Below are 14,511 nucleotides of genomic sequence, written 5' to 3' on the forward strand. Positions count from 1 at the left end.
TGGGTTCTTCAACCCAGCAGTGTTATCGCACCGTCTCGTGACTTCGCGAAGCTATGTAGAACGTGGCCATCTGCGTCGATATGCCGCAGGGTTAGTTTGTCGGGGGTGGCTTCGAGGTGCGTGAAGCCGTGGATCTTGTGGGCGTAGGGGCCGCGTTTGGCTTCAGCGATTTTAAGGTCGTACAGGTCCGCTCCGCCTGCGCCCGATGAGACGAACGATGTCGGGTGCCCTTCGAACTCGAGGTGCTGCAGATCGTGGTCGTGTCCGGCCAGGTAGAGATGCGCGCGATGTTTGCGCAGCAGCGGCTCCCAGTCCTGGATGAGCACCTTGTGGTCACCGTGCGGACCGTTCGAGAAGATGGGGTGATGCCCGATAACGACGAGGAAGGGAGCCTTGCTTGGCTTCTCCAGCTCGGACTTAAACCACGCGAGTTGCTCGGCCTGCTGCTCGTGGGTGAGTGTGAAGTCAGCGCCGTGGAGAAAGTGTCCCATGGGCATGTTGCTGTCGAGCGCTATGACCTTGATCAGGGGATTGCCAGCGTGGGTCAGGTCGAAGGTGTACCAGAGTGACGGCTGCGTCCAGCGGGTGTTGCCCTTGCGGGCGTAGGCGAGCTCCGCGTCTACCTTGCTGAGCGGCATCTTCTGGTAGTCGTGGTTGCCCATCACGGAGTAGGCCGGACAGTCGAACGCGCTCTTGGGATACATGTCCTCGAACTGGGTCTTCCAGCGGGGATCGTCGGCTCCGCCAGGTAGCGGGCCGTACCAGCTGTCGCCGAGCATGAAGAGGGCTTCGGTCTGCAGGGAGTGCGTTTGTGCATATTTGACCATGGCGGCGGCTACGCGGGTCTGGTCGCTGTAGTCACCCTCCCAGCCCCAATCGCCGACCATCAGGATGTGTTTGGCGCTGTTGTCGGGGGAGAGGGCGAAGGCGGGGTGGGTGCCAAGGCCGGCTGCGAGGGCGCTGAAGGCGAAGCTTTGCCGGAGGAATTCGCGGCGGTTGAGGGGGCTATTTGCGGGGTTCACCAAGGGAAGACTCCTGATGCAAGGTTACGGATTGGGTTGTGTAAAAGATGGGGTTTGTGTGGGGGCGTAGAGGAGGTTTAACGGATTCTTCATCCGCAGTTGCTTTTCTTGTTGTCATTCCGGTAGGGAATCTGCTGTCTGCTTGTTTTGCCACCTTTGGTTTTGGCCTGTAGATACGAGGCGATACGAGCGAAGAACGGGAGGAACCTGCTTGGATTCAAACTCGAAGTGCAACATTTTCTTTTCTAAGGAGGAAGATGTTGCATGGGTCGAACGTACAAGCAGTTTTCTATGGAGGAGCGCTGTCTTCTGCAGACGCAGTTATCGATGGGTTGGAGGCCGGCGGCGATAGCCGCCGGCCTCCAACGGGCGCGGTCCACGGTCACCCGGGAGATGGGTCGTAATGGCTGGCACGTTGCGCAGCCTAGTCCGAAGGGCGGTCGCCGGTTTATCGCCGGAGGCTATTCTGCGGTGACGGCAGATCGACGTGCCCGAAGGTTGCAGCGCATGCCGCGGGTTGCGCGCAAACTGGTTCCAGGCACCCTCGTGTGGGACCTTGTCGTGGCCGAGCTTGGCCGGGGCTTGAGTCCGGAGCAGGTTGGGTTCACACTCAGGCGTATGCCCGATCCGGTGCGTCTGTCGCACGAGACCATCTACACCGCGCTCTACGCCATGCCACGGGGAGAACTCCGCGCCCGCGTGATGACGATGCTGCGCCGCCGCCGGATGAGCCGCAGATCGCGCTCCAAGGCCGCTGTGGACCCCAACCGCCGTCACTTCATCGACCCCATCAAGCTCATCGACCAGCGGCCCGAGGAGGTGGGGCTTCGCCTGGTCCCGGGACACTGGGAAGGAGACCTGATCAAGGGCAGACTCAACCAGTCCCGCGTCGGAGTGCTGGTGGAGCGAACCACGCTATTCCTCGCCCTGGTCAAGCTCGAAGACGGCTCGGCAAAGACCTGCGCGGAAGGCTTCGCCCGCATCCTCAACCGCTTCGCCTCCCAGATGCGCCGTTCCATGACCTACGATCAGGGACGAGAGATGGCCCAGCACAAGTGGCTGGAACAGCAGACTGGCATCGAGGTCTACTTCGCCCATCCCCACTCGCCATGGGAGCGCGGCATCAACGAAAACACCAACGGCCTGCTCCGCCAGTTCCTGCCCAAGGGACAAGACCTCGGTCACTTCTCACAACAGCAGCTCGACGATATCGCCATGCTCTTCAATGCACGCATCCGAAAATCACTCGGAAAACGCGCCCCAGCAGAACTCTTCCTCCCAGAAGGAGCCTTCAACTTCGTAGAGTTCTGGCAAAATCCTGGTAAGTTCACAAATGTTGCACTTGGAGCTTGAATCCAAGCAGGTTCGCTCGCTGCGCTCGGAATGACAAGCCAGAAAAACAACTGCAACAGCAAAAACAGATTTCCTTCGGGAATGACAACAAGAAAAGCAGAAGCAAGAGCTTATAGGTCGCGTCGGCCTTCGAGGGCGCGGGTCATCGTGACTTCATCGGCGTACTCAATGTCGCTGCCGGCGGGGACGCCGGTGGCGATGCGGCTGATATGCAGGGTGGGGTGGGTCTTGCGGATGTCGTCGAGCAGATAGCGTGCCGTGGCTTCGCCTTCGACCGTTGGGCTGGTGGCGAGGATCAACTCTTCCGCTTCGGCCAGGCGCGGCCAGAGGTTGCGCAGGCGAAGCTGTTCGGGGCCGACGCCGTTGACCGGCGAGAGTGTGCCGTGGAGCACATGGTAGACGCCGGTGTAGGTGCGGGTCTTTTCGATGGCGTTGATGTTGGTGGGCTCTTCGACGACGCAGATCAGGTGCGTGTTGCGCGCGGGGCTGGTGCAGTAGGCGCAGGGGTCGACGTCGGTGATGTTGTTGCAGATGGAGCAGAGGTGCAGATGCTGCTTGAGGGCGCGGATGGAGTCGGCGAGCGTGGTGGCGTCGGAGTCGGACGAACGCAGGATGTGGAAGGCGTAGCGCTGCGCGGTCTTGGTGCCGACGCCGGGCAGCTTGCGGAGTTCGTCGATGAGCCGGGCCATGGGCTCGGCGAAACGGGTAGCCATAAGAACAGAGTGTAGAGGATAGAGGGTAGAGCGTAGAGAAGAGCTTAGAAGCCGGGGAGGCCTAGGCCGCCCAGCATGCCTGCGGCGTTGGATTCGGCTGCGGCGTCGGCCTTGCGTGAGGCCTCGTTGACGGCGGCGAGGATGAGGTCTTCGAGCATGGTGATGTCGCCTTCGGCGGCGCTGGCGGCAGAAGGGGCGATGGTGAGTTTCAGAAGCTCTTTTTTGCCGTTCATGCGGACGGTGACGGCACCGCCGCCGGAGGTGGCTTCAACGATGGTTTCGGCGAGACGCTCGTCCATCTGCGACTTCATCGTCTGTGCCTGGGAGAGCATCTGCTGTATCTGGCCGAGATCCATGCGTGTGTGCCTTTCGGTGACTAGTCTTTGCCGCGGAGGTCGATGACCCTGCTGATCTCAGCGGAGAAGAGGTTCTGTGCCTGCTGCACGATAGGATGCTTCGCGGCGAGATCGGCGGCGCTGCCCTCGGCAGCCGGACGGGCCTTCTTGGCGGGGGCGCTGGAAGGCGTCCCGGGAACGAACTTCAATTTCAGCGTGCCGGCGTTCTGCGCGCGCATCACGGTCTTCATGATGCGGTCGCACTCCGCGTTGAGCGCGATGGGCAGCATCATTGCGGAGAGCGTGGTGTGGAGCTCGAGGGTCTCGCCGTTCAGCGAGAGGTGCGCGTCTTCTACCTGCTCGGAGGCCGACTGCTGACCCTTGGTTCCGGCCAGTGCCGTGACGAAGGCCTGCTGGAGGGCTGCGAGGTCAAGGCCTCCCACAGCAGGGGTGGAAGTGGCGACGGGTTCCGGGGTAGGAGCGGGCGGCGCAACGGGAGCAGGTGTGACTACAGCAACAGAGGGTGGCGCTACCGGGGTAGGGGGCGTTGCGACTGCAACGGGAGCCATAGGAGCAACGGGAGTCGCTTCGGGCGAGGGCACGAGGTGCGGACGCGGGTTCGGTGCTGGGGCGAAGGTTTCGGGGGGTGATGAGGGCGCGGGGCGATCGGCCAGAGCGAGGGAGCCTGCGGTCGAGGTGCTGACCGTGGGGGTGGGCGTCGGTGCCGAGGGGGTTGGGACCTTCCGCGTGCGTTCGGTTTCGAAGGGGGAAGAAGAGGTGAAGGAGGGCGCGGCTGTGGCCGGTGTTGGAACCGGAGCGGAGCTTAGCTTCGGGGCGAAGGCGTCCATCGTCGCAGAGGGAACGGACGGGGAACTGGGGGCCGCCGGGGAGGGCACTGCCGCGCTCATCGGCGCACTTGCCGTCGCGCTCATTCTGGAAGGGGATGAGGCTGAGGCCGAAGGGGTGGAAGGCGTTGTGGGCCTTGGGGTAGAAGGAGTGCCGGAACCTGTGGGGCCTGTGTTTTTGGCCGGGGCGCCGAGCTGGCTGAGCAGGTCTTCGATCGGGATGAGGCGCTGGACGTGGACCAGCTTCAGCAGGCCCAGCTCTAGGTGGAAGCGCTGTTCCTGGCGGTAGCCGAGTTCGTCGAAGGTGCGGAGCATGATCGCGAGGAAGCGCGAGAGTTCTTCTTCGGTGAAGAGGGCGGCGGTGCGGGCGGCACGGTGGCGCTCTTCGGGGGAGATCTGCAGCAGGTCGGCGGCGACGCCGGTGGCGTCGGCTCCGGGGGCCAGGTTGGTGATCTTCGCGACGATGCAGTTGCGGATGTAGCGCACGAACTGGCGCGCGAGCTGCGGCGCGCCGTTGCCAGCGTCGAGCAGGCGGTTGACGATGGCGAGCACGTCGGCGCTGGAGTTGGCGTGGACGGCCTGCAGAACGTCCTCATAGACGACGTTCGAGACTGAGCCCATGAGCTCGCGCACCTGCCCGAGCTCGAGCGCGGGGCGGCCATCGACGAGCGGTGCGCTGGCGATGGCCTGGTCCATGATGGAGAGCGCGTCGCGCATGGACCCGTCGCCGGCTTCGGCGAGCAGGGAGAGGGTGGCCTCGTCGACGACGATGTTCTCGTGCTTCGAGATCGCAGTGAGCTGGCCGACGATGTCGTCGAGCTTAACGGCGTGAAAGCTGAAGTGCTGGCAGCGCGAGCGGATGGTCTGCGGGATGTCCTCGGGCTGGGTGGTCGCCATCATGAAGACGATGTGGTCGGGTGGCTCTTCGAGCGTCTTCAGGAGGGCGTTGAAGGCGGCATCGGTGATCTGGTGCGCCTCGTCGAGGATGTAGATCTTGTACTTGTCGCGGGAGGGGCGGTAGCGGGCGGCGTCGCGCAGCTCGCGGATCTCGTCGATTCCGCGGTTGGTGGCGGCGTCGATTTCGATGACGTCAACGGCGTTGCCCAGGCGGATCTCGAGGCAGCTCTCACAGGTCTCGCAGGGCTCGGGCGTGGGACGCTCGGGGGAGCCGATGGCGGTGCGGCAGTTGAGCGCGGAGGCCAGGATGCGCGCGATGGTCGTCTTGCCGATGCCGCGGTGGCCGGAGAAGATGTAGCCGTGGGCGATGCGACTCTGCGCGAGCGCGTTGAGCAGCGTGCGGGTGACGTGGTCCTGCCCAACGACATCGCTGAAGCGCTGGGGGCGGTATTTGCGGGCTAGAACTTGATAGGCCATCGGGCGAGTTTGATTGTATCGTCCGGGGGTGTGGGTTTCGAGGGCAGAGCGGGAGTTGTTGCTTTTCTGGTTGTCATTCCCGCAGGGAACCTGCTGTTTGCTGGTAGCGCCACGGTACCGTCGGGTTTTGGCCGATGTGGATTGGGGGCGCGAGCGAAAAACGGGAGGAAGCAGGTTCGCTCGCTGCGCTCGGAATGACAACCAGAAAAGCAAGTGCAAAAGCAACAGCAGATTCCCTGCGGGAATGACAAGCCAGAAAGGCAAGAGCAAGAACAACGACAAGAACGAGGCTGAGACCTATGTTTTTGCCGTTCCTGTTTTCTTTGCTTTCTTTCGTGCTGCCAGCTTGGCTCTGCGCTGTAGCTCGTCATCGGAGTACATGGTGCCGCGGCAGTGCGGGGCGCTGCAGTAACAATCGGCGGTGTCGGTCTCGTCGGAGTCGTAGAGGTTGTACTCGTAGACCAGCTCTTCTCCGGCAGCGATGTCGCGAATGGCGCGGATGAAGACGCGGCCGCCGGTTTCCTCGGTTTCGCAGTTGGGGGCGCAGGAGTGGTTGAGGAACATGGCCGTCCCAAAGCCGTCAATGACGGTTCCGTCTTCGCCGAAGCCGAAGAGATAGGTGACGATACGGTCGGCGTAGCGCTCGTCGGCGAGTTCTTTGGAGAGGCGGGGGCCGTCGTACTCGATGACGCGGCGGCCGTTGGGGATCGGATCGAGCGTGTAGCAGCCTGCGGCGTGGATGGAGGAGGAGCGGATCAGGAGGCGAGGGGAGGTGTTGGTTTTCGTGCGCGGCATTGGCCGGAGTATAGCAAGGCTTGGGGTGATGAAAGCATTTTTGCGAGGAGGGGAGGTTATCGTGAGGCCGGGAATGTCGTCTAATAGGGGTATGAGCGGAAAGAGGACAACTGTTCGGTTGGGACTGGCGATTGGAGCGCTGACCGTCGGTTCGATGGTTTGGGCGCAGAATCCGCAGCCCGCGCAGCCTCCGCAGACCAACTGCACCACGAAAGACGCGCAAGGGAATCCGGTCACCGATCCGAAGTGCACGACGCCAACAACACCGGCACCGGCGACGCCTCCGCCCAGCGCAGCCCAGCAGTTTCCCTATCCGGGAGAGACGACGCCCAGTGCGGATAATCCCAATACCCCGCTGCCGAACGCCGGAGGGCTGAAGGATGCGGGCAGCTCCGGCAGTTCGAACAAGCCAAATGATTCTGGTAGCTCCAGTAGTTCCAGTTCGAGCAGTTCCAGCAGTTCGAGCGATTTGAATGGGCTTGGGCCGGATCCGGATGATAAGTCTCCGCTGGCGGATGATCCTCCGCCGGAGCCGAAGAGGCCGCGCAGAAAGCTGCCGGACGTCCCGAAGCAGACGCCTACGGAGCGTGTGGACGAAGACCTGAAGGTGGCGCAGTTCTACGCAGATGACGGGAACTATCGTGGGGCGTATCTGCGGTCGAAGGATGCGGTGTCGCTTGCAGATGACGATCCGAACACGCACTTCTCGCTGGCCGAGTTCGCGCGGAAGCTGGGCAAGCTCGACGAGGCTGTCAAGGAGTACAAGCGTTGCCTTGAACTGGACCCGATCCCGAAGCAGAAGAAGGCGTCGCAAGAGGCTTTAAAAGAGATGTCGGGGTCGTAGGTGCTTTGTTTTTCGCCGTCATCCTGAAGCGTAGCTGAAGGATGACGGCATTCGTGGTGGTGACGATGCATAGGTGAAACCCACGAGATCGTACAGAACGCCTGTGGTGAGTACGGTGCGTCTGTGGTGGCACCAATGCGGGGGTCCTTCGCCTACGGCTCAGGATGACGACGAAAACCAGGCAACAGCAATGACAAGAGCGGAGGCTGACCTCCGCTCTTGTCATTGCTGACTCTACCCGCTAACTATCGAAGTCCGTGTCGTGCCTGATGCGGTCGCGCATGGTGTCGGTCGTAGTATTGGGCATCGATGCAGGGATGGCTGGCTGCAGTTGAGCGTGGCGGCGATGCCACATTCGGATGAGCAGGACGACGCCCAGTGTTGCCAGCACGAAGATGACGCAGGGAACGATCCAGGCCACGTCGTCGAAGCCCCCACGAATGGGTTCGGCGAGCACGATCGGGCCGTACTTCCCGATGAACCAGTTAAGGACTCCCGCTTCTGGCAGGCCGGTGGCGATCTGGGCGTGCAGCTCGTCGATCATCGGGCCGGAGACAGGGCAGCCGACGTGGTTGCACTCCAGCAAAATCTGTCCGCAGCTGCACTGGCACATGAGCTTGTGACCGATCTTGTCGAAACTGGCATTGGGCTTGCCTGCGCCGAGCATGGTGACAGAGAGGATGCAGACGAGTGCAATCTGGAGGAATCGTTTAGACATGGGGGCCTCCTTCGGCGGCGAAGGCAGGGGGTGCTTTGAGTGGCGAGTTATGAGGTTCGAGAGGCGAGTTGACTGTAACTTCAACGCGGCGGGTGCCGGGTTTCAGGGGAGGAACCAGTGCGATGAAGGTGCCGAAGATGATCACGCCAACGCCGATCCAGATCCAGTTCACCAGCGGGTTCAGGAAGACCTTGATGATGGGGCGGTCGGTTTCGGGGTTGCGGCCCATGAAGACCACGTAGAGGTCGCGGGCCAGCGTGGAATGGATCGCGACGATGGTCGAGGTCTGCTGGCTGGCGGTATAGAAGCGGCGCTCAGGCGTGAGCTGCGTGATCTTCTTATTGCCGTGGTAGACGTCGAGCAGGGCGAAGTCGGTGTCGTAGTTGGCGTTGGAGTCCTGCGAGTAGCTCTGGCAGACGATCTTGTAGCCATTGAGCTGGATGGAATCGCCGAAGCCCATCTCGAGTTCTTTGCTCTGGTTGAAGGCGGAGCCCGCAAGGCCGATGAACATGACCACCACGCCGAAGTGGATCAGGTAGCCACCGTAACGGCGTGTGTTGCGGCGGACGAGCGTGATGGCGGATGTCGCAAGATTCTGGCTGGTCTGGGTGCGGATGACGCCCGCGCCGCGCAGGAACTCGGAGAAGATGGCGGTGATGACACCCGCGCCCAGGGCGAAGCAGACCAGGGCGTAGATGCCGGCGGTAGCGTCGTCATCCTTCCAGGGGCGAACGCCGCAGGCCATCAGCACGATGGCTGTGGCGAGGACGGCGATGCAGGGCAGGATGAAGTTGCGGCGGATGGACCGCAGCGACGTGGACCGCCACGACAGCAGGGGACCAATGCCGGTAAGGAAGATCAGCGCCAGGCCGACGGGAACGGCGACGCGGTTGAAGAACGGCGGTCCCATGGTGACCTTGGAGCCCTGTACGAACTCGCTCAGAACGGGGAACAACGTGCCCCAGAGGACGGTGAAGCAGGCGGCGAGCAGGATCAGGTTGTTGAACAGGAAGCTGGATTCGCGGGAGACCAGCGATTCGAGCTTGTTCTCGGCCTGAAGGTGGTTGCGCTGATAGAGGAACGTAAACAGGCACACGATGAAGACCACGATCATGAAGGTCGTGAACCAGGAGCCGATGGAACTCTGGGCGAACGCGTGCACGGAGCTGACGATTCCGGAGCGTGTGAGCAGCGTTCCGAGGATGGTAAGCAGGAAGGTCGTGAAGATGAGCCAGACGTTCCAGACCTTCATCATGCCGCGCTTTTCCTGCATCATGACGGAGTGCAGGAAGGCGGTGCCGGTGAGCCAGGGAAGGAAGCTGGCGTTTTCGACGGGGTCCCAGCCCCAGTAGCCGCCCCAGCCGAGCACGGCGTAGGCCCAGTGCATGCCGAGGCAGATGCCGCAGGTGAGGAAGAGCCAGGTGACCATCGTCCAGCGGCGGGTGATGTGGATCCACTTTTCGCCGGGGTAGCGCATCATCAGCGCGCCCAGGGCGAAGGCGAAGGGTACGGAGAAGCCGACGTAGCCGAGGTAGAGCATCGGTGGGTGGATGACCATCTCGGGGTACTGGAGGAGGGGATTGAGACCGAAGCCGTCGGCGGGGGCTACGCCACCGGGCACGATGGCGAACGGCGGAGCGGCGAAGACCAGCAGCAGGAGAAAGAAGACCTGAACGGCGGCGAGGATGGTCGAGGCATAGGCGCTGAGCGTGATGTCGACCTTGTGGCGCAGGCGCAGGACGAAGCCGTAGGCGGCGAGCAGCCAGGCCCAGAGCAGCAGGGAGCCTTCCTGTCCGGACCAGAGCGCGGAGAATTTATAGGCGGAGGCCAGCGCGCGGTTGGTGTGGTGCAGGATGTAATCGACGGAGTAGTCGTTGGTGAAGGCCGCCCAGATGAGCGCGAAGGCCGCACAGGAGACGGCGATGAAGCTGGCGATGCCGGCCCGGCGCGAGGTTTCGCGCAGGTTCTCGGGGGAGACGGCAAGCTGCCGCCCGGTAGAGATGGCACAGAGCGAAAACGCTCCTGACAGGAGCGTATAGGTGCAGAGCACCAGGGCCAGGAGCAGTGAAAAGCTGCCAAAGGACGGCATAGGATGAGGCATTCGCGAGGGTATCCTTCGCTCACTATTCTCTCAAACTTCAGGCGGAGAAGGCGGAGAGAAGCGAAGTCCCGTGCGCTATTCGGTGTTTGTGACCAGCCGATGGACGCTGGCGAGCAGATTATCGGGCAGCAGGGGCTTGAGGCGGAAGTGGATTCCGAGGCCAGCGTACTCCTCTTCGGCCTCCACCATGCCGCTGATGACCAGGACCGGAATCTTCGGCTGGAACTCGCGCAGTTTGCGGACAAACTCGTTGCCGTTCATGCAGGGCATGATGTGGTCGGTGAGGATGAGGTCGATCGGGGAGGGGAACTCTTCGCTGCGGAACTGCTCGAGGGCGCGTTCGGGGTTGAGAACAGCAATGACAAAATAACCGGCTCGTTTGAGGATCGTCTGTCGTGTCGCTGCCTGAACGGCGTTATCGTCGATGAGCAAAATGGTTGCGGGCATGCATTCCTTAGTCCAGGTTTTGTGTGTACCGAGCATCTTCGATACCTGCGGGCCGGCTGCCAGCGGAATCCGCGGCTTGTTGAAGTGGATGCAGAATTCAGAATAAAGGCTGTCTGAGATTTTTCGTATAAGCAAAAGATGAAATGTTGGGGAAGGGGGATGGGGTCTTTAGAGGGGATCAAACGAGCCAGATGGAGGCGGCTACAAGTTTGGAAGCTACGTACCGGGCGGTCGCAGCGATGGGGCGCATGATCTTCGGCGCCAGGTCGTGATCTGACCGGCGCCGAAGATCATCCTCAGCGCATGTAAAAGGCGGAATTAACCGAGAATCGGAGGTCCCAGATGGGTGACACGGAACCGTGCAGCCAGGGCCGGAAGGTCGATCTCGCCGCCCTGGGCGATGATGACCAGGGCCTCTTCGCAGCCACCCGGCGTGGCCGTAAAGAGCAGCCGGACCGGTTTATCGCTGGGATTACCCCAGGCGTGCGGGATGCCGCGCTTCATCTCTACGGTCTGACCTGCCGTAGCCTCGATCGTCTGCTCGCCCAGAACGACCCGGGCTGAGCCTTCCAGGACGAGAAGGTACTCGTCTTCCTTCTCATGAACGTGGAGCGGGGTGCTGTCGCCGGGATCGGCAACGATCTCCACGATGGAGTAAGCGCCATCGGTAGCGGCTGCAGGTACTCGGACGCAGAAACGCTCTCCCGGTCTTGCCGTCAACCATTTTGCTTCGTCGATGTTGACTGCATTCTCTTGATTCGTCAAAGTAAACCTGCCTGTTTGTGAGATGGGACCCAGCACAAAAGTGCCTAATCTTTAGGCAAGGCTAGCAAGCTGTGTCAGTGAAAGTTGTCTTTTATCTGTCATTTAAGGGGTTGGGGTTCTCCACAGGGATGGGTGACGGCGTGGGACGACACAGCATAGAGACCCGGTACAAGGTTGAGCCCCGAAGGGGCGGAGCTATCAAAGCCCAGGGTGAAACCCTGAGTTACAGGGGTAGGAGGCGGTTAGACCCTGAAAGGGCGATCTATCCCGAGTGGCCGCGATAGGTCGCCCCTTCAGGGCTCTATCTTTTCCTCGCACTCTAACCCAGGGTTTCACCCTGGGCTGTGATGGGACGCCCCTTTGGGGCTTGGTTTGGTGCAAGTACGTAATCCAACCGGTAACCAAATAGGTTTGTGGCGCGCTGTAGCGCGTTCCCTCAGCGGCTAAAGCCGCGTGCCGGAATGAGCTTTTATGGCACGGGTGAACCCGTGCCATAAACGAAACGTGGGCCGTCCCCTAACGAAATGTGACTTGTTTCACGTGGCTGTTCTGCAATGAAGGTGGCTTGTTCGGGGCCTGCGGTAATTAGCATTGGCACTCCATCATCAGTTAGCAGAGGATATAACCACAGGAACCCCAGCGTAATTCTTCCACACGAATTATTTCCAAAATGCTTGATAATGCAGCTATGAAGCGCCGCGTTATCAAGCAATATGAGTTCATACGCAAGATCGGCGCGGGCGGTAGCGGCGTTGTGTTCCTGGCCAACGACACGCTGCTGCAACGCCCGGTGGTCTTGAAGCTGCTCAAGCGCGGTTCGCAGACGCCTGAGCAGATGCGTACGATCCAGATGCGCGAGGCGCGGCTGGCCTCGGCGATCGATCATCCGAACGTCTGCGCGATCTATGAGGTCGGCGAGGCGGATGACGAAGCCTACATCGTCATGCAATACATTCCGGGCAAGTCGCTGGACAAGGTGATTGAAGAGGGGCCGGCCAGCGCGCAGCTCGTGCTTTCAAGCGGCATGCAGATCTCCGACGGTCTGGCCGCGGCGCACAATCTCGGAATCTTTCACCGTGACCTGAAGCCGGCCAACGTCATGCTGACCGATGGCGGTCTGATTAAGATCCTCGACTTCGGGCTGGCCCGGCAGTTGAAGCGTGAGAACGTGGACTTCGACCCTGCCGGTCCGGCGCAGATGCAATCGGCCGCTTTGGCCGGACAGACCTATACGGCGCGCGGCGGAACGATCGCGTACATGGCCCCGGAGCAGTTTGTGACCGGGCAGAGCAGCATCCAGAGTGACATCTTCGCGCTGGGGTTGATTCTCTACGAGATGGTCAGCGGACGGCATCCGTTTCACCGGCCCGATGGGCAGGAGTTGCAGAGCATTCGCGCGATCCAGTTCGCGGAGCCGCCGCCGCTGCGCGAGATCGTTCCGGACCTCTCGGTGGAGCTGGAGAGCGTGATTCTGCGCTGCCTCGCGAAACAGCCGTCGGAGCGCTATGCTTCGGCTGCCGAGGTGCGCGAGAGTCTGAAGACGATCGTGAAGACGCTGCAGCTCGACTCGGTTGTCATGCCGGGCGAGGGCGCGATCAACATGCCGGCGCAGCAGCGTCTCGACATGGAGACGCCCGAGGAAGAGAAGCGTACGACGGGCATTCTCTCGATGCTGGCGGAGCGCTTTCGCGAGAGCGTCACCAGCACGACGAACAAGGGAACGAGCATTGTTGTTCTGCCGTTCGTGAATCTTGGCACGACGGCTGCGACGCCGTTCTACGGCTACGCGCTGGCCGATGCGCTGGCGGCGCGTCTGGCCAAGGTTCCGGCGCTGGTAGTGCGGCCTTCGAGCGCCTTGATGAATGTACCGACGCAGCAGCTGGACCCGCTCAGCGTGGGGCGCAAGCTGATGGTGAACTACGTTCTGGCAGGCAGCTTTCTGCGCTCGGAGAGCGGTTTCGATTTGAACTGGCAGCTGCTGGACGTTGAGGGGCAGAGCGTTCGGACGGGCGGCGCGATCAGCGTGCAGAGCTTCGATCTGATCTCGGTGCAGACGGAGATCTGCGACGAGGTCTTTGGCGAGCTGCATGGATTTGGAGATCTGCAAGGAGGCATGGGCGAGCCGCAGCGCAGGGATGCGCTGGGAGGCAACGTCTCGGAGGAGTACCTGCAGGCACGCGCGCTGTTGTCCTCGTTCATGTCGAGGACCGGAAACCGCGAGGAACTGGATCGGGCACGGGAGCTGTTTGCCCGCGTCGTCGTGCAGGATGCGGCTTATGCGCCGGGGTGGTCAGGTCTGGGGATTACGCACCTGCAGTATGCGCGGCATGGCCTGGGCGGACAGATGCATGTACTGGAGGCACGGCGTGCCTTCGACCGTGCGTTGGAGCTGGATTCGGGATCGGTTGAGGCAAATCTGTATCGCGTTTACATGCTGCTCTCGCGCGGTGAAAAAGAGAGCGCCCGGCACGGCATCGAGCATCTGTTGCAGCAGGCTGACAACGACTGGAACGTCCATCTTGTTGCGGGCATGACGCTGCGCATCGACGGCATGTATGAAGAGGCGTTGGACCAGTTCAATACCTCTCTGCGGCTGAACCCGTCGAATGCGGCGATGATCTACAACCATCGCGCCAGGGTTTATCAGTACCAGAACCAGTTGGAGCTGGCGGCGGATGAGATCGAGAAGGGGCTCACGCTGGAACCGAGGCAGCCGTTGCTGCGGATCTCGCTGGGATATCAGCAGATGCGTGAAGGACAGTTGTCGCGAGCGGTGGATACGCTGGAGGGTGTCATTCGCGATGATGCGACGCTGCGCATCGTGTTTCCGACGATTGCGATGTGCTACGTGCAGCTCGGTGACCGGCATAAGGCGGCGGAGTTCATTTTGGAAGAGACGCTGGCTGCGGCTGAGGCCGACAGTGAGATGGCTTACAGGCTGGCGACTTATTTCGCGGTGGAAGGGGATGAGTCCGAAGCCCTGCACTGGCTGCGTCGCGCGATCTACCTGGGGAATGAGAACTATCCGTGGTTCAGCAAGAATCCGGCATGGCGCGGGATGAGCGATCATGGGGATTTTCAGCGCGCGCTGGAGGATTTGAAGAAAAGTTATCGGAGAAATCAGAAGAACTGGAAGCGGTTGTTGTCGCAGGTGATGCGGTAGGGCTGGGCGGGTATGAGCGAAGAGCGGGAGGAAGCA

General features: G+C 61.6%; 12 protein-coding genes. 3 read left to right on the forward strand and 9 right to left on the reverse strand.

Annotation, left to right across the window (positions count from 1 at the left end; genetic code table 11):
* Window positions 1-8: 8 nt before the first annotated feature.
* A complete protein-coding gene (locus ACIX8_RS07025) occupies window positions 9-1,022 on the reverse strand; it encodes a metallophosphoesterase (RefSeq protein ID WP_014264641.1) in 1,014 nt (337 codons plus the stop codon).
* A 264-nt stretch (window positions 1,023-1,286) separates the two neighbouring features.
* Here ACIX8_RS07025 and ACIX8_RS07030 point away from each other — a divergent pair, with 264 nt between their 5' ends.
* A complete protein-coding gene (locus ACIX8_RS07030; protein ID WP_014264642.1) occupies window positions 1,287-2,375 on the forward strand; it encodes an IS30 family transposase in 1,089 nt (362 codons plus the stop codon).
* Window positions 2,376-2,485: 110 nt separating this feature from the next.
* On the opposite strand, the gene recR is transcribed toward ACIX8_RS07030, so the two are convergent.
* From recR to ACIX8_RS07050, 4 genes are all read right to left on the reverse strand, one after another.
* A complete protein-coding gene (recR, locus tag ACIX8_RS07035) occupies window positions 2,486-3,064 on the reverse strand; it encodes a recombination mediator RecR (protein ID WP_150110513.1) in 579 nt (192 codons plus the stop codon).
* Window positions 3,065-3,132: 68 nt separating this feature from the next.
* A complete protein-coding gene (locus tag ACIX8_RS07040) occupies window positions 3,133-3,444 on the reverse strand; it encodes a YbaB/EbfC family nucleoid-associated protein (RefSeq protein ID WP_014264644.1) in 312 nt (103 codons plus the stop codon).
* A 20-nt stretch (window positions 3,445-3,464) separates the two neighbouring features.
* The gene (gene dnaX, locus ACIX8_RS07045) at window positions 3,465-5,642 is read right to left on the reverse strand and encodes a DNA polymerase III subunit gamma/tau (RefSeq protein WP_044178036.1); all 2,178 of its coding nucleotides are present in this window, start codon (window positions 5,640-5,642) and stop codon (window positions 3,465-3,467) included.
* Between the two features lie 297 nt (window positions 5,643-5,939).
* Entirely contained in the window at window positions 5,940-6,437 is a 498-nt protein-coding gene (locus ACIX8_RS07050) for an SET domain-containing protein (protein WP_014264646.1), read from the reverse strand.
* Between the two features lie 91 nt (window positions 6,438-6,528).
* On the opposite strand from ACIX8_RS07050, the gene ACIX8_RS07055 reads away from it, so the two are divergent.
* Window positions 6,529-7,281, forward strand: coding sequence for a tetratricopeptide repeat protein (locus ACIX8_RS07055; protein ID WP_150110514.1), 753 nt, complete (start codon window positions 6,529-6,531; stop codon window positions 7,279-7,281).
* A gap of 241 nt (window positions 7,282-7,522) precedes the next feature.
* On the opposite strand, the gene ACIX8_RS07060 is transcribed toward ACIX8_RS07055, so the two are convergent.
* The 4 genes from ACIX8_RS07060 to ACIX8_RS07075 form a co-directional block, all read right to left on the reverse strand.
* A complete protein-coding gene (locus ACIX8_RS07060; RefSeq protein WP_014264648.1) occupies window positions 7,523-7,999 on the reverse strand; it encodes a cytochrome c-type biogenesis protein CcmH in 477 nt (158 codons plus the stop codon).
* Entirely contained in the window at window positions 7,992-10,100 is a 2,109-nt protein-coding gene (locus ACIX8_RS07065; protein WP_014264649.1) for a heme lyase CcmF/NrfE family subunit, read from the reverse strand. Before ACIX8_RS07065 ends, ACIX8_RS07060 begins: the two co-directional genes overlap by 8 nt.
* 75 nt (window positions 10,101-10,175) lie before the next feature.
* Entirely contained in the window at window positions 10,176-10,547 is a 372-nt protein-coding gene (locus ACIX8_RS07070; protein WP_014264650.1) for a response regulator, read from the reverse strand.
* Between the two features lie 318 nt (window positions 10,548-10,865).
* The gene (locus ACIX8_RS07075; protein ID WP_150110515.1) at window positions 10,866-11,312 is read right to left on the reverse strand and encodes a cupin domain-containing protein; all 447 of its coding nucleotides are present in this window, start codon (window positions 11,310-11,312) and stop codon (window positions 10,866-10,868) included.
* 688 nt (window positions 11,313-12,000) lie between these two features.
* Between ACIX8_RS07075 and ACIX8_RS07080 the strand changes: the two genes are divergently transcribed.
* Window positions 12,001-14,475 carry a serine/threonine-protein kinase gene (locus ACIX8_RS07080; protein ID WP_014264652.1) on the forward strand — a complete coding sequence of 825 codons (2,475 nt, stop codon included), beginning with the start codon at window positions 12,001-12,003 and terminating at the stop codon, window positions 14,473-14,475.
* The last annotated feature ends 36 nt before the right edge of the window (window positions 14,476-14,511 follow it).

The sequence above is a fragment of the Granulicella mallensis MP5ACTX8 genome (genome assembly GCF_000178955.2).
In the GTDB taxonomy this organism is placed as follows: domain Bacteria; phylum Acidobacteriota; class Terriglobia; order Terriglobales; family Acidobacteriaceae; genus Granulicella; species Granulicella mallensis.